The organism is Brevibacillus sp. SYP-B805, from assembly GCF_011059135.1.
Taxonomy (GTDB): domain Bacteria; phylum Bacillota; class Bacilli; order Brevibacillales; family Brevibacillaceae; genus Brevibacillus_F.
In genome coordinates, this window is the sequence record NZ_JAALGD010000002.1 from 177,586 (window position 1) to 198,587 (window position 21,002).

Consider the following 21,002-nt stretch of genomic DNA (forward strand, 5'->3'; position numbering starts at 1 on the left):
ATACGAAAATTCTCCCTGATGTTCAACGCGGAAGATGAATACCCCGCCCAAGCCCTTCATATAGATGGTACAAACATTACCTGCGAGGGAGGGGTTTTTCTGCGCAGTACATCCGCCTCTGTCATGACCGGCCTGGTCTACACCTTCTGCCTGGTTCTGATCGGTTCGCTGATTACCGCCCTGCTGCTCGCCTTTACCAGCCTGCGGGAAAGCACGCTGCCGTATTTCACCTATACCATCAATGTGATCAGCTTGCTGGTAGGGGGCTTCATCACCGGGCGCCGCTGCGGAGCAAAGGGCTGGTACTATGGGGGGCTTACCGGCGGCGCATACTTTCTGCTCGTGCTGTTGGTCGGTTTTTTGGGCTTTGATGTGTCCATGAAACTGACGACGCTGTTTTATCTGATCGGGGCGTTTGTCATCGCGGCGGCAGGGGGCGTGATCGGAGTCAATTCCGCCGCCCGCCGGTGAAGGATCAATCCCCCGGGCAGGAAATGAAGAAAGGCCGCCCTGCTGTGGACAGCCTTCCCGTATGCTATGTAACCTGCCTTACGATTTGGCGCCTTCCTTTTCCGCCTTGTCGGCATCGCCTGCCGATGTTGCGGCTGCGCTGGACTGCACGCTGTTGATGGCGCCCCGGTCGAAGGTGACGTTGACGTTGTGGGCGACCCGCAGGGTGACGGTATCGTCGGTGAGGTCCTGGATGGTACCGTGCATGCCGCCGATGGTTACCACCTTGTCACCTTTTTTCAACGCGCTGAGCATGGCGTTGCGCTGCTTGGCGCGTTTCTGCTGCGGACGGATCAACAGGAAATAAAAGATGACGATCATGATGATGATTGGCACAAACTGTCCGATGCCTTGCTGCATGGGCATGGAAACTCCTCCTTTGAGCGTTAAAATGATCTATCTTCACCCAATCCATATTGGGCGAAAAACTGGTCCCGAAAATCGCCGAGCCGGTCTTCCGCGATCGCCTGACGCACCTGCTCCATCAGTTTCAGCAGAAAATACAGGTTGTGATAGGTGGTAAGGCGAATGCCAAACGTTTCCTCCGCCTTGATCAGGTGGCGGATGTACGCCCGGGTGTAGTTGCGGCAGGTGTAGCAGTCGCATGCCGGATCCAGCGGGGTAAAGTCGCGCGCATACTTGGCGTTGCGAATCACGAGCCGCCCCTGGCTGGTCATGCATGTGCCGTTTCGGGCGATCCGTGTGGGCAGCACGCAGTCGAACATGTCGATGCCGCGAATCGCTCCTTCGATCAGGGCGTCCGGGGAACCAACGCCCATCAGATAGCGCGGTTTATTCGCCGGCAGCAGCGGCACGGTGTAATCCAGCACCTCGTACATCAGCGAAAACGGCTCTCCCACGCTCAGGCCGCCGATCGCATAGCCGGGAAAATCGAGCGAGATGAGATCGCGGGCGCTTTGTTCCCGCAAATCCCGGTACATGCCGCCCTGGACGATCCCGAACAAGGCCTGTTCCTGCGGGCGCTGATGCGCCTTGAGGCATCGCTCCGCCCACCGGGTCGTCCGCTCCATCGACTGCTTCACATAATCGTAGTCGGCCGGATACGGCGCGCACTCGTCAAAAGCCATGAAAATGTCTGCACCCAGCGCATTCTGGATCTGCGTCGCCTCTTCGGGGCCGATGAACAGCTTTTCCCCGCTCAAATGGGAACGGAAGGTGACGCCTTCTTCCGTAATCTTGCGCATGTTGCTCAAGCTGAAGACCTGAAAGCCGCCGCTGTCGGTAAGGACGGCTCCCGGCCAGTTCATGAACTTGTGCAGACCGCCCGCCTCACGGACGATATCGTGGCCGGGACGCAAGTACAGATGGTAGGTGTTGCTTAAAATAATGCCGGCCCCCATCTCGCGCAGCTCTTCCGGACTCATGGTTTTGACCGTGGCCTGCGTCCCGACGGGCATGAAAACGGGCGTGTCGATCGTGCCGTGGGGTGTATGCAGCTTGCCTAAGCGGGCGCCGGTTTGTTTGCATGTTTTGATCAGTTCATAGCGTACAGCCAATCTCTTGCACTCCTTGACGTTACTGTCTGTCCATGAGGAAGCTTTTCTTATTATAGAGGGAATGGCAAAGAATCACAAGGAAAGATGCATTCGTTTCTCAGACGATCAGCATCGCGTCCCCGAAACTGAAAAACCGGTACTCCCGCGCAATCGCCTCCCGGTAGGCGGCGAGGACGTTCTCCCGCCCGGCCAGCGCGCTTACCAGCATCACCAGCGTCGATTTGGGAAGATGAAAATTGGTCAACAGCCCATCCACCACCGAGAAGGTAAAGCCGGGATAGATAAAAATGTCGGTCCACCCGGACTGCGGCCGCAGCCTGCCTCCGTGTTCCCGTCCGACGGTTTCGAGCGTTCGGCAGGACGTCGTGCCGACCGCGATGATCCGCCTGCCCGCCTCCTTGGCATCATTGACGATCCGCGCCGTCTCTTCGGAGATCTCGTAATATTCGGCGTGCATCACGTGCTCTTCCACCGTATCCGCACTGACCGGCCGAAAGGTGCCCAACCCCACGTGCAGCGTCAGATAGGCCAGCCGTACCCCTTTTTGCTCCAATTCGTTCAGGTACTCCCGGGTGAAATGGAGGCCGGCGGTCGGCGCGGCGGCAGACCCCCGTTCCCGCGCGTATACCGTCTGATACCGTTCCTTGTCTTCCAGGCGGGCATGGATATAAGGAGGAAGCGGCATGGAACCCAATTGATCCAGGATTTCATAGAAAATGCCGTCATACTGAAACCGGACGATCCGACCGCCGGTATCCGTAATCGCTTCGCATACGCAGCGGAGCAGCCCTTCCCCGAAAAGAATCTCCGTCCCGATCTTGACGCGCTTGCCCGGCTTGACCAGCGTCTCCCAGCGATCTTCCCCGAGCGAGCGAAGCAGCAGCAGCTCGATGTGGGCCCCCGTATCCGCCTTCACGCCGATCAAGCGGGCGGGCATCACACGGCTGTCATTCAGCACCAGCACATCCCCCGGCTGCAGATACTCGCGCAAATCGACAAACCTGCGGTGCGCGATGGCACCCGTCCGCTTGTCGAGAACGAGCAGACGGGAAGCGGTGCGCTCCGCCAGGGGATGCTGGGCGATCAGTCTTTCTGGCAGTTCAAAATCAAATTGATCTACGTTCACGTCCAAAACTCCCTTATGCCTAAAATAATCCACCCGGCAATAGCGGGGCTATCGCCGGGCTTCCTTTTATCGTCCGATTTCCACTCCATAGTAATAGTGTTGCAAAATCTGCCGGTAGTCATACCCGTCCTCCGCCATCGCCTTGGCGCCAAACTGGGATACGCCCAACCCGTGGCCGAAACCGTTCCCGCGCAGCAGGAAAGCCTGCTCCTTGGTGGCTGTCCTCCATGCGCCCGCGCCGCTGTAGATGAGAAAGGCTTCCGCATAGCCGTTGGGTGCCTCCGGTACAAGGCTGCTGCCGATGGCGTAGAGTCCGGCGCTGCGTGGGTAGGTCACCTTGCGGCCGTTCGCTCCCAGCACGGTGTAGGAGCCCATCTCCTCCACCTCAAACTTGGTGCTGCGCAGGACGCTGCCGCCCTGGGCAAAGATGGAACGAATGGCGTCCGGCGACGACACCGTAAGCGGGATGCCGTCCGCCTCCATCGCCAGCACCCTTCCGGATGGACCGCGCGCCGTGACGCGGAGCGAGCTGATGTCATGGCGGAACTGCTCCGCCTTGTTCCGTTTCTGGCTCTCATTGATCATGGCGGTGATTTCCTGAGGCGTATACGGTCCGCGCGTCCAGGCATACGCATTCTCCTCGGGCTCCTGCCCGATGATCGTCACCTGCGCGCCGACGGGAAGCGTCTGCAGCACCTTGTGATAAGCGGTGCTCGGCCCGGAACGGAAATTAAGCTGATCGGTATTCACCACGGCAAGAGGCAGTCCGAGCGCATTGCTCTCCCCTGTCAGGGTGACCAAATCGCTGCGCACGTATCCGATCGTGCCATCCGCCAGCGCCACCTCATACCAGAGATTGGCATCCACCAGCGGCGCAACGTCGGGGCTGTCTACCGGACGCAGGTAGGGGACAGGATTCCCCCATACCTCCGTGCCGTCGGCGGTCATCCCTCCGGCATTGGAGTAAAAAAGCGCTTCGACAAGCTTGCCGCCATACGTGATCACTTCGCCGGCCGTTGCGTCCACAGCCTTGCGAATGTCCGCCGCCTCCCGGTCATAGCCGTAATAGGCCTGCTCCATCACCGTATCGGAGACATTGGCCACCCCGTATTTGTTCCCTTGGCCGAGCGCGCGGGTACGGGCCAGAACCGCCTGCGCCTTCAGCGCTTCCAGGGGCCAGCCGCTTGCCATCTCCGAACCGACCACCCCGTACAGATACTCCTCCAGCGGCAGCTCATTCACCAGCGTCAGGTGTCCTTTGTACGAGGAGAGCTCCATCTTGCCGCGGTACCTGCGCTGCTCCCGTTCCTCCACGCCGATGAGCGGCGGCTTGCCTTTCTGCGCGGCCACCGTTACCTTTGCCTGCGGCGAGAATGCATAGAATGGGATCGTTTTCGTTCCGCCTCCGGTCAGCACTTCCTGATCAAGCAGGAGATAGGTATCTACCGCAGGCTCCCGATAGGAAAAGCCGGGGAAGAGCGACTCCGCCTTTGCTTTCAGGGAGGAGAGCCTCTCTTTGGAGACTTCGTCACCGATCCAGACGGCGTAGCTCGTCTTCGCCTTCTCCCCTACCCAGACGGTATGGGCGGGTACCCCGGACAGTTCAAAGGCCGCTTCCCAGTCGCGCGCCTCTTTCAGGGACGCATATCGGCCCGCTTCCAGCCGGAACGGCCCTTTTACCACAGGGGTTCCTCCCGCAGCCTGGGCAAGTGTTTTCGCCTGCGCGGCCGCACTTTGATAATCGCTGTAGGAGCCGCTGACCACCTGGTAGCGATCGCTGCCGCCGCGCTCTTCCTGCAGAATCTGCGCATCCGCCTTGCGCTGGCTCAGGCGCTGCGCGATTCGTTCCGCCTCCCCCAGATCATCCGTCTCAGCCACAACCACCTGATATTCATCCACGCGAAAACGGATCGCTTGCTCATCCATCTTAGGGATAGCGATGGCATCCTTTTTCCCTGTAAGCGTCACGGCAAATCCGCTGTCGCTCGTCAGGGTGACAGCGGGCACCGTGCCGCGATACCCCTGACCCGTGTCCACAAACAAGGCGACGCGAATGTTTTTCGCCGCCGCTTCCAGGGGGGCGGCAGGCCATATCAACGAGAGTGCGATCCATCCTGCGAGGAACTGCCAACCCTTCTTCGCCAAACGTTTACTCATGCGCATCCGTTCCCCTTACGTCTTCATTGTCGAAATCTGCACGTAAGGTGGTATTTTTCGACAACCGTTGTGTCATCTCCTGCCCTTTTGCGCAATTTGGGTCAAGAGTAGGAGGTGTTCCGGTTTTGCAGGGAGAAAGAAGCTCCCTGCTTCCATTCGATCAGGGAGCTAGATTATTGAGAAAGCTTGACTTTTTAATCAAGGCTCAGAGTGATGGCAAAGTCCTGTCATGGATGACGGTTCCCGCTCGACCCGCGAAGAAGTTGGCCGTGGTTAGAAGCGAGTCTCCATGTGCGAGCGACTTTACCCAACCATCCAGCGAAGGGACGTGAGACACCGGCGCGCTTCCTTGCAGGTTGGGTATCGGAGCGAGCAACAGGAGGTCGCTTCAAAAGTAAAACGGCTGCCGACTTTATCGCTGGCCTGACTCCCTGCCCTTGTGAAGGCAGGGAGCTTTTCGCGTCCGGTTTATTTGAACAGCCGGAACAGATAGCTGGCCAGCGACAGCAGGATGCTGATCACGATGCAGGTGACGATCGGAAAATAAAACCGGACATTTTCCTTTTCCACCACAATATCGCCAGGCAGGCGTCCCAGCGGCAGGAAGCGGCCGCCCACCTGCCACAAGAGCCCGACAACCACCAGCACGATTCCCGCGATAATCAACAGTTTCGCAACCGGATTCACGCTTTCATCTCCCGTCCAAAGTGTTGATACGCATGCGGCGTCACCGTTCGTCCGCGCGGTGTCCGCTGAAGAAAGCCGATCTGCAGGAGATACGGCTCGTATACATCCTCGATCGTCTGCGGCTCTTCCCCGATGGTGGCGGCAATCGTGTCGAGTCCGACCGGCCCGCCTCCAAACAGGTCGATGATGGCGAGGAGCAGCTTGTGATCGATATGATCCAGTCCGCAGCTGTCCACCTGCAGGCGTTCCAGCGCCTCCTTGGCAATCTCGTGGGTAATCACCCCTTCGCCCTGCACCTGCGCGAAGTCGCGCACCCGTTTCAGCAGCCGGTTGGCGACGCGCGGCGTGCCCCTGGAGCGCCGCGCAATCTCCAGCGCGCCTTCTTCCCGGATGCCGATCTGCATGATATCGGCCGCGCGGGAGACGATGAAGGCCAGTTCCTCCACCGTATAATACTCCAGCCGGTTCACCACGCCGAAACGGTCCCGCAGCGGGGAGGAGAGCATGCCGGCACGGGTCGTCGCCCCCACCAGGGTAAACGGCGGCAGATCGATGCGCACGCTGCGGGCGCTCGGCCCTTTGCCAATGATGATGTCCAGGGCAAAATCCTCCATGGCCGGATAAAGCACCTCTTCCACGCTGCGGTTCAGGCGGTGGATCTCGTCGATAAAGAGCACGTCGCCTTCCTGCAGGTTGGTCAGGATGGCGGCCAAATCTCCCGGCCGCTCGATGGCAGGCCCGGAAGTGGTGCGGATATTGACTCCCAGTTCGTTGGCGATGATCTGGGAGAGCGTGGTTTTGCCCAGTCCCGGCGGCCCGTACAAGAGAACATGGTCAAGCGGTTCACGCCGCATTTTGGCCGCTTCGATAAAGACCTTCAGATTCTCCTTCACCTGCTGCTGCCCGATATACTCCGCCAGGTAACGGGGGCGCAGACTTCCTTCCACCATCTCGTCCTCCCACTGCATGTGGGTGGTGATAATGCGTTCGTCCATCTTCGTCTACCCCCTCAACAGCAAGGCGAGCCCTTGCTTGACCAGCTTTTCGACGGAAGCGCCGGCCTGCGCCTGTGCGGCAAGCTGCGATTTGATCCGCTGAATCTCCGCATCCGAGTATCCCAGCGCCATCAGCGCTTCCAGGGCTTCCTCCACGGCTGTCCCGCCGCCGGTCTCCATGACGGGCGCCGCTGCCGTCACGGCCGCCAGCATGGAGGGCGTATAGCCTTTCAATTTATCCTTCAGATCGAGGATGATCCGCTGCGCCGTCTTTTTGCCGATGCCGGGGAATTGGGTCAAATAATTAACGTTTTCCTGCTGGATGGCAAGAACGATCTGCTCCGGCGTTGCCCCTGCCAGAATCGTGAGGCCTCCCTTCGGCCCGATCCCCGACACTTCCAGAAGCAGCCGATAGAGATCCCGCTCGTCACGTGTGGCAAAGCCATACAGCTGAATGGCATCCTCCCGCACATGGTGGTGGGTGAAAAAACGGCGTCTCTCCCCTTCATGCGCCGCAAACGCATAGGGATTGGGACAAAACAGCCGATAACCAATGCCTCCCGTCTCCACCACCACATATTCGGGAGCAAGATAGGCGATGATGCCTTCCACAAAATCGATCATCGTTGCACACCTTCCGAAAGGGATAGATAAGTCCGAAATTGCGCATGCGTAATGGCGAGCCCCAGCGCATCCGCCACATCATCCGGCTTGGGCACACCCGGCAGCTTCAATAAAATGCGGATCATCTCCTGGATCTGCTTCTTGTCCGCCGAGCCGTAACCGGTCACCGCCTGCTTCACCTGCAGCGGCGTATATTCATAGACGGGCAGGCCCGCCATCTCTGCCGCCAGCAGGATCACCCCGCGCGCCTGCCCGACGGTAAAGGCGGTCGTGACATTTTTGTTGAAAAACAGCTTCTCCACGGCCATCTCCTGCGGCCGGTACGCCGCGAGCAGCTGCTGCATCGCCTCGAAAATCTGTTTCAGGCGCAGCGGCACGGGAAGTCCCGCCTCTGTCTGGATACTGCCATATTGGACAGGAAGCAGCTGGCTCCCTTTTTTGTCAAGAATGCCGAAACCGACGATGGCGATTCCGGGGTCTATTCCGATGATACGCATGATCCACTCTCCGCCTCTGTTGCGTTCTCCCTAACTGTACCACAAGAGGCAGAAAAAGCGAACATGCATTTCTATTAGAAAACTCGGCGATCGCCGAGCCTTGGGCGATGGCGGAGCCGTAGTTGCACTTATGCAGATAGGACAAAATTTATAAATTCCTATCTGCTAAACAGCCAAAAACCCAACCCCCACTGGGGTCGGGCCGGCACGGCGACGCTAGTGTTTGTTCATGCCCAGAGCTTCAGACAAGTCATGCTGCATGTGCGCATACTGGTCTACCTCTTCCTGCATGTTCTCGCGGATTTGGTTGATCCGGCGATAGTCCAGTTTGTTGCTGAACTGGTTCAACTGCACGTACAAACGGTGGTGGAATAAGTCGTTGTAGCCTCCTCTTGGCATCGAAGACATGCTGCAAGACTCCCCCTTTGGTTGCGTGCGCCGTATGACTCAGTATGGCGTACCTCCGGATCGACTATGCGTTTGGAAACAACGCCGCTGCGCATACTAGGACGGAGGTGACACCATGTTCAGAGGACTGATGTGTGCGCTGGTTTTTCTTCTTGCCTTTCCCGTCACGGCGTCCGCCTTTCCGCAGCAGCTGGTGACAATTACCGTGGCGGCCTCCTCCAAGTCCGCCTTTTCCACCACCTTGACCGTGGAAGACAGCGGCCGATTGGCGAAACAGATTTTGCGTTCACCTGCCCGGAAAACCTCGCAGAAACCGGAACTGCCGCGGGCGAAGATTGCCATCGGCAAGAAGCGGTTCGTCTATGACTCGCTCTCCCGGCTGTTCGAACCGTCGCACAGCCGGATGATTCTCTTGTCGGGAACGGTCAGCCGGGAACTGGAACACTGGGTGACCGCGGCGGAACAAAAACACTTCGGCCGCTTTCTCGCCTGGGAGCTGGTGCGCAAAGATTTCCACCGCATGTCCTATGCCGACGTGATCGATCTGGAAACGGGCCAACGCTTTCGGGTCCAGCGACGGGCCGGGAGCCGCCACGCCGATGTCCAGCCGCTGACCAAGGAAGACACGCGGATCATGAAGGGGATTTATCAAGGGAAGTGGAGTTGGAAGAGACGGGCGATCCTGGTGAAGGTGGGGAACAACTGCTATGCCGCCTCCATGCACGGGATGCCGCACGGGGCGGGCGCCATCAAGGGAAACGACTTTCCGGGCCATTTCTGCATCCATTTTGCCGGCAGCACCACCCATCGGCGGAATGTGCCCGATCCCAGCCACAGCCTGATGATCCTGAAGGCCGCCGGCAAGCTGCCCCAACAGCTCATGACGGCTGAGCCCCATATGCTGGTGGAATACTTCCTGACCGCCGCGCGTGAACAGGATACCGCCATCCTCGACATGATGACGGACGGCGCAGCGCTGCCTTTCCGGCCGGATGAGATTTTCTGGCTGACGCGTGTCGGCGGGGAAACCGATCCGGACGACGTTCATCTGGTCACAGCGAAGATCCCCGTCCGGGTCAGCTATCTGACAAAAGAGGGAGGGGAACGGAAAGAAACCTGGTTGTTCCATCTGGAGCGCTCTTCCTTTCTGGAGCGCTGGAAAATCACCGGCATCACCCGCGGGGAGAAAGCGGATGACTGAGCGGTTGAATTTCCATCTACTCGATCTTCCCATTCAATGGTACAATGGCTCAATGAATGCGATCGTCGAGGGAGAAGATCATGGAAAATCGTTTGCGTGAATTTGATTTCATCCGTGCCTTCGCCGCCCTCTCCGTCATCGCGATCCACGTGACGGCAGGGTATGTGGCGGCAAACGGGGCGGCTTATGTCTGGAATCAGGCGATGCGGTACGCCGTGCCGTTGTTCATCATCCTGTCCGGGTTCCTGCTGTACCATGTCGAGAAGGGGCGCGCCCCGCTCTCCTACCGGACCTTTCTTAAGAAACGGTTCAACAAGATCCTGTGGCCTTATCTGTTCTGGACCATCCTGTATGTGCTCTACCGCGAGCGCAGGCAGTGGGGGGAATGGCTCTCGGGCGATTATTGGCAGCCGTTCCTGTTGAGCGGGAAACATCTCTTGATGGGAACGGGGTATGTCCATCTCTACTTCCTGCTGATCATGCTCCAGCTGTACATGCTCTACCCGCTTCTGCGCCGCTGGCTCGAGAAGCATGCGTCTTCCTTCCTGCTGATCTCATTCGCGGTAACGCTGTTTGCCCAAACGATGATCTATCTGCACCAGACGCAGGTGCTGGTGCTGCCAAGCATCGGGATACCGTACGTCAGTCTGTTCCCCCTCTGGCTGTTCTTTTTCGCCTTCGGAATGGCGGCGGCCTTCCATAAAGATGCCTGGGAGAGCAGAATCGCCGACAAGCTGATCCCGCTCGCGCTGGTATGGCTGGTCTCCTTCGCCATCCTGCTTGCCGACAGCCGGCTTACCCAAACCCATGCCTCCTCCATCAAGCCGAGCGTCATCCTGTACTGCTTCGGCAGCTATTTTCTCCTGTATGCGCTCGCCCTTCGCCTCAAACGAGGACGTCATTGGATCGGCAGATGGCTGGACTGGCTCTCTACCCATTCGTTCATGATCTTTCTGCTGCATCCGCTAATGCTCAGCCTTCTGGCGGAGGCGGCACAACTGTTTCCGAGGCTCTGGTCAGGCACGGCCGGCATGCTGCTGCTGTATGCGGCCACCACGATCATCACCGTCCTCGTCACGCACCTGCTCAGCCGGTATCCGGGCTTTACCCTGATCGGCGGCGTCTATGCCGGCAAACGGAAAACCAAACAGCAGGCAACCATTTCACAATAGGAATAACCCCGCCGACTTAAGCGAACGCTCCACCCACTCGGCAATACCGAGTGGGGTCCCTTGCTGGTGTCGGCGGGGGCCCCAATCAACAAGGGGCTGATTCCAACGCAGCAGCCCCTTTCAATGTCCCTCCGGCATCGTCTCATCCGTCTGAAATTCGCTGAAGGTAGACAACACGCTGTTATATTCCGACAAATCGCGCACCCGGATCCCTTTTTTCAACAGCTCCACCTCTTCTTTGGGCAGCGCCGCTTCCATTTTGGCCGTATCGATCTGATAGAACGTCTGGATCACTTTCTGCTCGCCGGGCACGCCGTTGAACAGCGTCAGCACCCCGTCGGCCGACAAGCCGAAGTAACCGTTTGCCTTGCATGCCGGCGCGATGTCATTCTCCCGTTTCAGCAGAATCAGCTTCCCCTGCTCGGATGAGATGATTTCCCAGCCTTTGTATTTCGACAGCACCTGCTCCAGCGGTTCATTCGTCAGCCTGATGTGTTCCTCATCCTTCACACCGCACAGATAGGTACGGGCCAGCACCAATTCGTCCGGTTTGGCCATCGCTTCCACGGCCTGTCCGTCCGTGCCGCCAATTCGTCCGGCAAGCGGCGAGCCCGTTCCATACACATCCTGCAGCATGCCGGAAACCCAGACGTATCCCCCCGCCAGGATTCCTGCCGCCAGCACCGTCCATCTCCAAGAAAACCATTTGTGACGCTTCATGCCAATATCCCCTTACCCGACCAAGTTTTACTCTCCAGTATTGCCAAGGGAAAAGGGAAATATGCATACTCTTTTGATTTTGCAGCCAAAAGGGACCTGGGTCGCCACGCAGCCGGGGTGGCATGCATGTCATATGTTTCTTTCACATGAGATTTATACCAAATACACCAATTCTATGTTACAGTATACTTGTATTTTCAAAAAATTTTTATGGAGGAAGGTCTCATGAAGAAAGCTGGCAGACAGAAATTGGTTGGCTGTCTCCTTGCAGTCTCTCTCACGGTGGCCGCTCTCTCTTTTCCGTTGACCCCGGTCAGTGCGGAAACCGCATCCACCCTGAAGCTGAGACTGCTGGAAACGACCGACATCCACACGAACATTGTCAACTATGATTACTATCAGGACAAGGCCACGGATGAGTTCGGCCTGGCGAAAACCGCTACCCTGATCAAAAAGGCGCGCGAAGAAGTGACAAACAGTCTTCTTTTCGACAACGGCGACCTGATCCAAGGTAACCCGCTCGGCGACTATGTAGCCAAGATCGCCCCGCTGAAAGACGGCGAAACCCATCCGGTTTACAAGGCCATGAACCTGCTGAATTACGACGCTGGCAACATCGGCAACCATGAATTCAACTACGGCCTTGAATTTCTGCAAACCAGTCTGAAAGGCTCCAAGTTCCCGTATGTCAACGCGAACGTCTATGTAGACGACAAAGATCAGGATCCCAGCAATGATAAAAACTATTTTACGCCGTATCAGATCCTGGAGCGCACCTTCAAAGACGAAAGCGGCAAGGATGTCACCCTGAAAATCGGCGTGATCGGCTTTGTTCCCCCGCAGATCATGAACTGGGACAAGGTAAATCTGTCCGGCAAGGTGATCGCCAAGGATATCGTGGAAACCGCGAAGAAATTCGTGCCGGAAATGAAGGCAAAAGGCGCGGACATCATCGTGGCGCTTGCGCACTCCGGCATGGGGCCCGTCGAGTCGTCTCCCAATCTCGAAAATGCCAGCTATCAGCTGAGCAAGGTGGATGGCATCGATGCGATCCTGTTCGGCCACTCCCATCTCGTCTTCCCGGGCAAAGGCTTTGAGAATATCGCCGGTGTGGACAACACCAAGGGTACCATTAACGGCAAAGCCGCTGTCATGCCGGGATTCTGGGGGGACCACCTCGGCATCGTCGACCTTTCCCTGCAGCAGGTAGACGGCAAGTGGAAAGTGGTCGACTCCGTGTCCCAGGCGCTGCCCATCTATGACAAGGCAAACAAGAAGCCGCTTGCTGACGCTGATCCGGCGATTCTCGACGCGGTAAAGGAAGACCATGAGCATACCATCGAATGGGTGCGCTCCGCCGTTGGAACGACGACAGCGCCGATCTACAGCTTCTTTGCGCTGGTTCAGGACGATCCGTCCATCCAGCTGGTTACCAATGCCCAAAAATGGTACATCGAAAAAAATATCCAGGGGACCGAGTACGAAGGCATCCCGATTCTGTCGGCGGGCGCTCCGTTCAAGGCGGGCGGACGCGGCGGCGCCTCCTACTACACCAACATCCCGGCCGGCACCATCGCCATCAAGAACGTCTCCGACCTGTACATCTATCCGAACACCGTGAAAGCCGTCCTGGTCAATGGGGCGACCGTGAAAGAATGGCTGGAGCGTTCCGCAGGCCAGTTCAATCAAATCGACAAAAAGAAAACGGAAGAGCAGCCGCTGATCAACGAGGCTTTCCCTACCTACAACTTTGACGTGATCGATGGGGTAACCTACCAAATCGATGTGACAGAGCCGGCCAGATACGACATCGACGGCAAGCTCGTCAATGAAAAAGCGAACCGCATCAAGAACCTGCAGTACAACGGCAAGCCGGTGAAACCGGAAGACCGGTTCATCGTGGTGACCAATAACTACCGTGCTGGCGGCGGCGGCAACTTCCCGGGTCTTGACGGCAGCAACATCGTGATCGACTCTCCGGATGAAAACCGGCAGGTGGTGATCGACTACATCCTGGCGAACAAGACGATCAATCCGACCGCTGACAACAACTGGTCGTTTGCGCCGATTCAGGAGAAGGTCAACGTCACCTTCACCACGTCCCCGGATGCCAAACCGTTCGCCGAAAAACTTTCCAACATCAAATATATCACCACGCTGGAAAACGGCTTTGCGAAATACGCCATCGACCTGTCCAAAGCACAGAAATAACCCGGCCCGACAGCAGCGCTGCCGACTTTCTGCCCATAACAAAAAGGCTGATGACCAACCCGTCATCAGCTTTTTTTTACCCGACAAAATGATAGGCGCCCCACGGCGTCCGCTGCAGGATTTGCCCCTCGGCGGCAAGGAACCGTTCCCTTTCCTCCTGGTACCTTCTTTCCAGCAGCAGCAGTTGCTGCACGTTTCGCGCACGATATCCCGGCCGTTTGGCATACATGCCGGTCACTTCGCGCAGGATATTGTCCGGGTAACGAAGCAACTGATGGATCATCCAGATCTGCGTCTCCCGCAATGGCTTGATCTTGTTGTACGCATCAATCGCTTCGTAAAACGCATAGAGGCTGTAACCCTGCATGAGCAGCATTCTGCCGAAAAACTGAACCAGATCGGTAAGCTGCATGTCGCTGCCCACCGTATCGAGATCTATCAGGTAACAGCTCCCCGCCTTCGTAATCAGGAAGTTATGGCTGGCCACATCATGATGGGCCAACGTCCCCCTGATGGCGGCCTGCTGCATTTCTGCCGCCAGAGGCATCTTGTAGGAACTTTCGAGCGCCTGCTCGGCATCGTTTCGAACCTGTTCGGCCAGGCCGAGCACGATCTGCTCCAACCGGTTTTGCGGACCCCGTCTTGCAATCTTGGAAACGATCCGGTTAAATTCTTCCAACCGCCCCTCCCATTTTTCCAAGAGAGGCGGCTTGTAACCGGCCAAGGTGAATACAGCCGGAAATCCTTTCGCCGCCTGATGAAAACGGGCAAGGGTGGCGGCGGACCGCTTGACGTCGTAGAGGGACGCATTGTTCGCTTCCCGTGCGATGATCGCTTTCATCACCGTGTAGTAACGGCCGGCAATGGGAAACACTTTCTCTCCTTCGGCGTTGCCCAGATACTGGACGGTATGATAGAAGCCCTTCTCATGCAGCATGACGGACAGTCTGGTAACCCATTCCGCTTTTTCTCTCTGGGAATATCCTTTCACAATCCAGAGCCCGCGGTCTGACTTTGCCAACCAAACCTTTCGTTGCGGTTTCACCCCATGAATATGACAGCGAAATATTCGTTCCAGGTTAGGTACCAGCGTTTTGTCCATGCCGCTGGTCAACACGCCGAAGAGGATTCTTCATGCCCCTTTTCCCAATTCGGCCAAACCTCTTGCCTGGGCATTGGCGGCATGAATGTGGAGGATGGATACGTCGAGCTGTGCATATGAGGGTGGGGTGGCATACCGACCGCGCTGCTTCCGAAATCCGGATACCCATACGGCATCATCCAGGCGGGAGACTGCCCCGGCATTGACCTGTACATGTCAGAGGAATAGATCGATGACTGCTCCTTACTGTCGAAGCTCTCCCGCTCTGTCACGGACGACTCATCGAATGAGGATACCGTAGAGGAAGATGAATAGGGGTGCGTATAATGCGGATACGACGGATGGTAACTGGGCGATTGATACATCGGCATCATGGGGGACGGCATGGGCGGACAATCCGGCACGGCATACGGCATGGACGGAAACTGGGGCGTCTGCATGCACCGCGGGCAGGGAGGACATGGCGGGCAAGGCGGGCAGGGACGCTCAATGATGATCGGTGCCTGCGGCGGAGCCGGCATGATCCGTATCGGCGGTATCATCGGTACAATTTGCTGTGGCGGCACAGGCGGCATCGATGGTCTCATCTGCATCGGCGGCTGCGGCATCAGCGGTTGCTGTATCTGCGGTTGCGGCGCTTCCTGAACCGGCGGCATGGCGGGTGCCTGAAAAATTTCAGGGACGGAAGGCGGCTCCATCGGTGCTTGCGGCGGCTCTTCCGGATAGGGAGGCGCTTCCTCCAGCGCCGGCGGCATCTCTTCTTCGAATTCGCGAGGTCTCATTTCAACCTGCGGCGGTACCTCCGGCGGCTGCTCCTCTTCGATCATCGGCGGCTGCGGTGCTTCTTTTATCGGTCTTTGCGGAGCTGGCCGAGCCCCATCCTCGCTGCGCGGATGAACCGGCACCCGTCTCGGCGGAATCTTGATCTTTGCCCCCGGATAGATCACATCCGGCGTAATGATTTGGCTGTTCAACCGGAGCAGTTCATGGAAGTCCACACCATACTTCTTGGCAATTTTCCACATGGTGTCGCCCTTTTGCACAATATGAATCCTCACGTGGTGATTCTCCTCCAATCTCGCTGTAAGTCCTTACCATGGTATGCACCCATAGGCTGTTTGCTCACAGACGCAGAAGATTGGGCACGCCTAAAAATAACAAAAAACCCGGCTTGCCGCCCGATCCTCCTGGCAGCAGCCGAGTTATTCCACCCTGAAAATTTACCTGCCGATCTCCGAAGCCCTTTCCTACAGTTTTCCAGCTGCGATCGCCTCAATCTCGATTAAGAAGTGCTCGTTGACAAGCCGCCGCACTTCAACCGCCGAACTGGCGGGTGGATTCGCCGTGTTGATGTATGTATCGCGAATGTCCCGTACGACTTGAATCTGGGAAATGTCGGTGAGAAAAAACGTGAATTTCACGACATCGTCAAAGCTGGCTTCCGCCGCTTCCAGCGCTGCCTTGATGTTTTCGAACACCTGCTTCGTCTGGGCCGCCAAATCCCCGATTCCAACGATCTGCCCATCCCGGTTCAGGGCGACCTGCCCTGAGATATAGATCATGCGCCCGTTTCTGACTTCCACCACGTTGGTGTAACCGAACGGAGGCGGCATCGTGTCGGGATTGATGTATTTGATCTGCCTGCTTGCGGTCATTCGACAAACTCCTTTCTTTTTGAAATCTCGTTCCGCATGAACGTATTGGAGAATGAGCCTTCTTCTTCCAGTCTATTGCTTTTTTTACCGTCTGCAAATGCAATTTTTACGCTCACGCGGATATTCATAGACGTTCATCCTTTATCAGGTAAGCGAACTTTCATTTTCTGAAAGTGCAAAAAGAGAGCGATGCTCACTCGCTCTCCTTGCTGCCGTTGTGTACATACAACGGATAGGTTCCCAACTGGCGCACTTGGCAACCGAGGGCCTCGATCTCGGCAAAGGCGCCGGGCAGCAGCACCTCATCCATCCGCTGCTCGATATCGATCACGAAATGGTAGCTGCCCAATGCCTTCTTCGTCGGCCGGGACTCGATGCGCGACAGGTTGATCTTCCGCCAGGCAAAAGCGGCCAGCACCTGGTACAGCGCTCCCGGAAAATCCTCCGGCAGCGTCACCAGGATGGTCGTCTTCTCCGCAGGGGAAGCCGGCAGGGCGGGCGGCTGCTTGCCGACCAAGACAAAGCGCGTATAGTTGTTGTCGTAGTCTTCGATATTTTGGCGCGCGAACATCAGCGGATAGATCCGGGTGGACAGACGCGTCCCGATGGCGGCCCAGCTTTCTTCCGGATGAGCGCTCACGATCTGCGCAGCCATCGCGGTGCTGTTGGTATATTCGATCTCCGCATGCGGCAGATGCTGCTTGATAAAGTTGTGACACTGCGCCACCGCATGGGGGTGTGACAAGATTTTCCGGATGCTGCTGAGCGGCAGGGGCTGTTCCCGCCGAGCCACCACCAGATGCTGGGAAATCGGCAGGGCAATCTCCGCAACGATCGGCAGTTCCACCTCATGAATCAGCCAGTCGAGCGTCGAATTGACCGTGCCTTCGATCGAGTTCTCCAGCGGCACGACGCCGTACTCCGCTTCGTCTTTGTCGACTGCCGTCAGCACCTCGATAATGTTGGGATACGGCTGATACGCAATCTCTTCCCGGATGGGCAGCGAACGGGCCGCTTCCTCCGTAAACGTTCCGTGGGGACCCAAAAAAGCTAATCTGGTTTTCATGGCATCTCCTATCCTATCATGGCTCTCTCTGTAAGATCCGAACCCCGTGTTCATCCACGGGCAGCTCCATGGCGCGATAACTTATCCTGTATTTTGCCATGATTCCCTCGATAAAGGCAAGCAGAGATTCTTTCTGTTTGTCCCCCGCATAGAAGAACAGGGTAGTCGGTCCCGCTCCGCTCAATGCGGCCCCCAGCGCGCCGTGATCCGTCGCCTCCGCCAGCATCTCGGCCATTCCCGGCACCAGTGGCGCGCGGTAGGGCTGGTGGATGCGGTCGCGCATGGCTGTCGCCAACAAATCAAGTCTTCCCTGGGCCAGCGCAGCGACCAGCAGGCTGCTGTGCCCGACGTTGTACACCAGATCGGCTCTGCTGTAGCTCTCCGGCAGCACATGGCGCGCCTGATCGGTGGAAAGCCAGTAGTCCGGGATGACGGCGAGCGTATTCAGCCCCGCCGGTACGGAAAAGCGGACATACGGCACCTTGCTGCTGCCGGCTTCCGGCATGGTGGCCACAATAATGCCGCCAAAGAGGGAGGCCCCCACGTTATCCGGGTGTCCTTCCATCTCGGTCGCAATGGCGAACAGTTCTTCGCGGGAGAAGGGTTCCCCCGCCAGCAGATTGGCAGCCGTCAGGGCGCCGACGATGGCCGACGCGCTGCTGCCAAGCCCGCGGGTTAGGGGCGTTTGGGTCTCCACTTCGATGGACAGCTCCGGCACGGCCAGACCCGCAAGCTGGAACAGCCGTGCCGCCGTCTGGTAGAGAAGGTTGCTTTTATCGGCCGGCAGGCTCCCCAGTTCTTCTCCCTTCAGCGTAATCGTTGTTTCTTCAGCTGTCTGCATGGCAATATCCGTATAGAGTTGAAAAGCCATCCCGATCGCGTCGAATCCGGGACCGAGATTGGCCGTACTGGCGGGAACTCTGACCCGCACCGATCCTTTGACCACGAGTCTATTCACCTGCTTTATGCGCATTGATGATGGCCAGCACCGCATCGCGGGTGGCAGGAACCGTGCGCGGCTCCTCTGCAATTGTTTTCAAGGCGATATTGGGATCCTTCAGGCCATGACCGGTCAGCACGCATGCGATGCGAAGGCCTTCCTGCAGCTTTCCTTCGCGGCGCAGCTTCACCACCCCGGCCAGCGAGGCGGCAGAAGCCGGTTCACAGAAAATCCCTTCCTGGCTCGCCAGCATGCGGTACGCTTCCAGGATCTCCTCATCCGTCACGGCGTGAACCTGACCATCCGATTCCCTCAGCGCCGCCAGGGCTCCTTCCTTGCTGGCCGGATTCCCGATCCGGATGGCGGTGGCGATCGTCTCGGGCCGATCAACCGGCGCCCCGTGGACAAGCGGCGCAGCCCCAGCGGCCTGGAACCCGAACATGCGGGGGAGCGCATCGATGCGTCCGGCTTCCTTGTACTCTTTGAAGCCTTTCCAGTAGGCGGTGATATTGCCCGCGTTGCCAACCGGGATGGCGAGAATGTCCGGTGCCCCTCCCAGGGCGTCGCATATTTCAAAGGCAGCCGTCTTCTGCCCTTCGATCCGGTACGGATTGACGGAATTGACCAGGGTGATCGGTTCCGAGGCGGTGATATCCCGGACGATCCGGAGCGCTTCGTCAAAATTGCCGTCGATGGCAATCACTTCCGCGCCGTACGCGATCGCTTGCGCCAGTTTGCCCAGGGCGATGTTGCCGGACGGGATCAGGACGATGCAGCGCAGCCCGGCGCGCGCCGCATAGGCGGCGGCAGCGGCAGACGTGTTGCCGGTCGAGGCGCACATGATCGTCCTGCTGCCTGCTTCGACCGCTTTGGCGACGGCCATCACCATGCCGCGATCCTTAAAGGAGCCGGTCGGATTCAAGCCTTCATACTTGAAATAAAGTTCCACGCCCCATTGCTTCGACAGGTTGGGGGCATAAATCAGCGGGGTGTTCCCTTCATGCAGGGTGAGCGCCGGCGTCTTCTCCGTGACCGGGAGAAACGGGCGGTACCGGGCGATGATTCCTTGTTGGCGGCTGTCAGATACGTACGGGCGGACCATGGCTATTCTTCCTCTCCTTCTACTCGATAGCAGCTTTTGATCTCGTGAATCACATCCATGCCGGCGAGCGTCTCCAGCATCTCATCCATGTTGCGTTTGGCAGCCTGGTGGGTAACCATGATAATCTCGGCCTGCTGCCCGCCGTTGTAGGGCTGCTGCAGCACCTGAACCAGACTGATGTTGTTGTCGGCCAGCAGATGGGTGATCTGGGCCAGTACGCCCCGTTTGTCCGCCACGATCATGCGCAGGAAATAGCGGGACAGTTTATCCTGATCCTCTTTCAGCACCTTCTCTCGATACGGCGCCACCATGCCGCGGCCGTTTACGCCCAGCTTCATGTTTTTGACCACGGTCACCAGATCGGAGACCACCGCTGTCGCCGTCGGCAGTTCTCCTGCGCCCGGCCCGTAAAACATCGTCTCGCCCACCGCTTCCCCGTGGACATAAACCGCGTTAAACACCCCGTTTACCGACGCGAGCGGATGCGACTTGTGCACCATGGTCGGCTGCACGCTCACTTCGATGGCATCTCCGTCGCGCTGGGCAAGGCCGATCAGCTTGACCACATAGCCCAGCTTCTTGCCGTAGGCGATGTCTTCCTTGCTGACACCGCTGATGCCCTTCACCTCTACGTCTTCCAGCCGCATCGGCACGCGGAATCCCAACGTCGCGAGAATCGCCATCTTGCGTGCGGCGTCGTATCCCTCCACGTCGGAAGTGGGATCGGCTTCGGCATAGCCCAGCGCCTGCGCTTCTTTCAGCACCTCCGCGTAATCGGCCCCCTCTTCGCTCATCTTGGTGAGGATATAGTTGGTCGTGCCGTTGACGATGCCCATCATCTTGGTGATGCGGTCGGAGGCAAAACCTTCTACCAGCGCCCGCAGGATCGGGATGCCCCCGGCCACGCTGGCCTCATAAAACACATCGCAGCCTTTTACCTGGGCCTTTTGCAAGATTTCCGCCCCGTGCAGGGCCATCAAATCCTTGTTGGCGGTGACGACATGCTTGCGGTTTTCCAGGGCGGCCAGAATATATTCCTTGGCCGGATGGATGCCGCCGATCACTTCCACAATCACGTCAATCTCCGGGTCCCCGATCAGTTCCTGGGGATCCAGGGTCATCCGGTCCTCCATGCCGCTGATGCTGCGCGGCTTCTCCTTGTCCTGAACCAGAATCTTATGAATTTCGATGCCCAGCCCGGTCTGTTTGTACAGGTCTTCCTGATGCCCCTGCACAATCCGGACGACACCTGTTCCGACCGTGCCAAACCCCATCAATCCCACTTTTACGATGTTTCTCTCCATTCCACTTC

The 21,002-nt window shown here is 57.9% G+C and carries 22 protein-coding genes; 4 read left to right on the top strand and 18 right to left on the bottom strand.

What is annotated here, in order from left to right:
- Positions 1 to 99 precede the first annotated feature (99 nt).
- Entirely contained in the window at positions 100 to 471 is a 372-nt protein-coding gene (locus G3578_RS03635; protein ID WP_165209349.1) for a TIGR04086 family membrane protein, read from the top strand.
- Positions 472 to 549: 78 nt separating this feature from the next.
- Here the strand turns inward: G3578_RS03635 and yajC are convergent, their stop codons facing one another.
- The 9 genes from yajC to G3578_RS03680 all read right to left on the bottom strand — a co-directional run bounded on the left by yajC (position 550) and on the right by G3578_RS03680 (position 8,521).
- Positions 550 to 870: a preprotein translocase subunit YajC gene (gene yajC / locus G3578_RS03640; protein ID WP_165209351.1), complete on the bottom strand. Its 321-nt coding sequence runs from the start codon at positions 868 to 870 to the stop codon at positions 550 to 552.
- A gap of 26 nt (positions 871 to 896) precedes the next feature.
- Positions 897 to 2,027 carry a tRNA guanosine(34) transglycosylase Tgt gene (gene tgt / locus G3578_RS03645; RefSeq protein WP_165208726.1) on the bottom strand — a complete coding sequence of 377 codons (1,131 nt, stop codon included), beginning with the start codon at positions 2,025 to 2,027 and terminating at the stop codon, positions 897 to 899.
- A 97-nt stretch (positions 2,028 to 2,124) separates the two neighbouring features.
- Positions 2,125 to 3,153: a tRNA preQ1(34) S-adenosylmethionine ribosyltransferase-isomerase QueA gene (queA, locus tag G3578_RS03650; protein ID WP_165208728.1), complete on the bottom strand. Its 1,029-nt coding sequence runs from the start codon at positions 3,151 to 3,153 to the stop codon at positions 2,125 to 2,127.
- A gap of 66 nt (positions 3,154 to 3,219) precedes the next feature.
- Entirely contained in the window at positions 3,220 to 5,310 is a 2,091-nt protein-coding gene (locus G3578_RS03655) for a SpoIID/LytB domain-containing protein (RefSeq protein WP_165208730.1), read from the bottom strand.
- A gap of 468 nt (positions 5,311 to 5,778) precedes the next feature.
- Positions 5,779 to 5,997, bottom strand: coding sequence for a DUF2905 family protein (locus tag G3578_RS03660; RefSeq protein ID WP_165208732.1), 219 nt, complete (start codon positions 5,995 to 5,997; stop codon positions 5,779 to 5,781).
- Positions 5,994 to 6,992, bottom strand: coding sequence for a Holliday junction branch migration DNA helicase RuvB (gene ruvB / locus G3578_RS03665; RefSeq protein WP_165208734.1), 999 nt, complete (start codon positions 6,990 to 6,992; stop codon positions 5,994 to 5,996). Before ruvB ends, G3578_RS03660 begins: the two co-directional genes overlap by 4 nt.
- A 6-nt stretch (positions 6,993 to 6,998) precedes the next feature.
- Positions 6,999 to 7,616 carry a Holliday junction branch migration protein RuvA gene (gene ruvA, locus G3578_RS03670; protein WP_165208736.1) on the bottom strand — a complete coding sequence of 206 codons (618 nt, stop codon included), beginning with the start codon at positions 7,614 to 7,616 and terminating at the stop codon, positions 6,999 to 7,001.
- Complete coding sequence (gene ruvC, locus G3578_RS03675; protein WP_165208738.1) at positions 7,613 to 8,113, bottom strand: crossover junction endodeoxyribonuclease RuvC; 501 nt, start codon at positions 8,111 to 8,113, stop codon at positions 7,613 to 7,615. Before ruvC ends, ruvA begins: the two co-directional genes overlap by 4 nt.
- A gap of 216 nt (positions 8,114 to 8,329) precedes the next feature.
- Positions 8,330 to 8,521, bottom strand: a complete 192-nt coding sequence (locus G3578_RS03680) for a hypothetical protein (protein ID WP_165208740.1) — start codon at positions 8,519 to 8,521, stop codon at positions 8,330 to 8,332.
- Between the two features lie 115 nt (positions 8,522 to 8,636).
- Between G3578_RS03680 and G3578_RS03685 the strand changes: the two genes are divergently transcribed.
- Together G3578_RS03685 and G3578_RS03690 are read left to right on the top strand one after the other, a co-directional pair.
- Positions 8,637 to 9,722, top strand: coding sequence for a hypothetical protein (locus G3578_RS03685; RefSeq protein WP_165208742.1), 1,086 nt, complete (start codon positions 8,637 to 8,639; stop codon positions 9,720 to 9,722).
- 80 nt (positions 9,723 to 9,802) lie between these two features.
- A complete protein-coding gene (locus G3578_RS03690; RefSeq protein ID WP_165208744.1) occupies positions 9,803 to 10,894 on the top strand; it encodes an acyltransferase in 1,092 nt (363 codons plus the stop codon).
- A 120-nt stretch (positions 10,895 to 11,014) separates the two neighbouring features.
- Here G3578_RS03690 and G3578_RS03695 read toward each other — a convergent pair whose 3' ends face one another.
- Positions 11,015 to 11,614, bottom strand: coding sequence for a BofC C-terminal domain-containing protein (locus tag G3578_RS03695; RefSeq protein WP_241254439.1), 600 nt, complete (start codon positions 11,612 to 11,614; stop codon positions 11,015 to 11,017).
- A 225-nt stretch (positions 11,615 to 11,839) separates the two neighbouring features.
- On the opposite strand from G3578_RS03695, the gene G3578_RS03700 reads away from it, so the two are divergent.
- Positions 11,840 to 13,825, top strand: coding sequence for a bifunctional 2',3'-cyclic-nucleotide 2'-phosphodiesterase/3'-nucleotidase (locus G3578_RS03700; protein ID WP_165208746.1), 1,986 nt, complete (start codon positions 11,840 to 11,842; stop codon positions 13,823 to 13,825).
- Positions 13,826 to 13,901: 76 nt separating this feature from the next.
- On the opposite strand, the gene G3578_RS03705 is transcribed toward G3578_RS03700, so the two are convergent.
- The 8 genes from G3578_RS03705 to G3578_RS03735 form a co-directional block, all read right to left on the bottom strand.
- Positions 13,902 to 14,846, bottom strand: coding sequence for a phosphotransferase (locus G3578_RS03705; protein WP_346773949.1), 945 nt, complete (start codon positions 14,844 to 14,846; stop codon positions 13,902 to 13,904).
- Between the two features lie 89 nt (positions 14,847 to 14,935).
- Positions 14,936 to 15,985, bottom strand: coding sequence for a SafA/ExsA family spore coat assembly protein (gene safA / locus G3578_RS03710; protein ID WP_165208750.1), 1,050 nt, complete (start codon positions 15,983 to 15,985; stop codon positions 14,936 to 14,938).
- Between the two features lie 189 nt (positions 15,986 to 16,174).
- Positions 16,175 to 16,582, bottom strand: a complete 408-nt coding sequence (locus G3578_RS03715) for a RidA family protein (protein WP_165208752.1) — start codon at positions 16,580 to 16,582, stop codon at positions 16,175 to 16,177.
- Positions 16,579 to 16,710, bottom strand: a complete 132-nt coding sequence (locus tag G3578_RS21115) for a hypothetical protein (protein ID WP_277603114.1) — start codon at positions 16,708 to 16,710, stop codon at positions 16,579 to 16,581. Before G3578_RS21115 ends, G3578_RS03715 begins: the two co-directional genes overlap by 4 nt.
- A 65-nt stretch (positions 16,711 to 16,775) precedes the next feature.
- On the bottom strand, positions 16,776 to 17,648 hold the full coding sequence (gene pheA / locus G3578_RS03720) for a prephenate dehydratase (RefSeq protein WP_165208754.1): 873 nt from the start codon (positions 17,646 to 17,648) through the stop codon (positions 16,776 to 16,778).
- Between the two features lie 16 nt (positions 17,649 to 17,664).
- Positions 17,665 to 18,621, bottom strand: a complete 957-nt coding sequence (thrB, locus tag G3578_RS03725) for a homoserine kinase (protein ID WP_165208756.1) — start codon at positions 18,619 to 18,621, stop codon at positions 17,665 to 17,667.
- Positions 18,599 to 19,690, bottom strand: a complete 1,092-nt coding sequence (gene thrC, locus G3578_RS03730; protein WP_165208758.1) for a threonine synthase — start codon at positions 19,688 to 19,690, stop codon at positions 18,599 to 18,601. The genes thrB and thrC overlap by 23 nt, the downstream gene beginning before the upstream one ends.
- A 2-nt stretch (positions 19,691 to 19,692) precedes the next feature.
- Positions 19,693 to 20,994, bottom strand: a complete 1,302-nt coding sequence (locus tag G3578_RS03735) for a homoserine dehydrogenase (protein WP_165208760.1) — start codon at positions 20,992 to 20,994, stop codon at positions 19,693 to 19,695.
- Positions 20,995 to 21,002 lie beyond the last annotated feature (8 nt).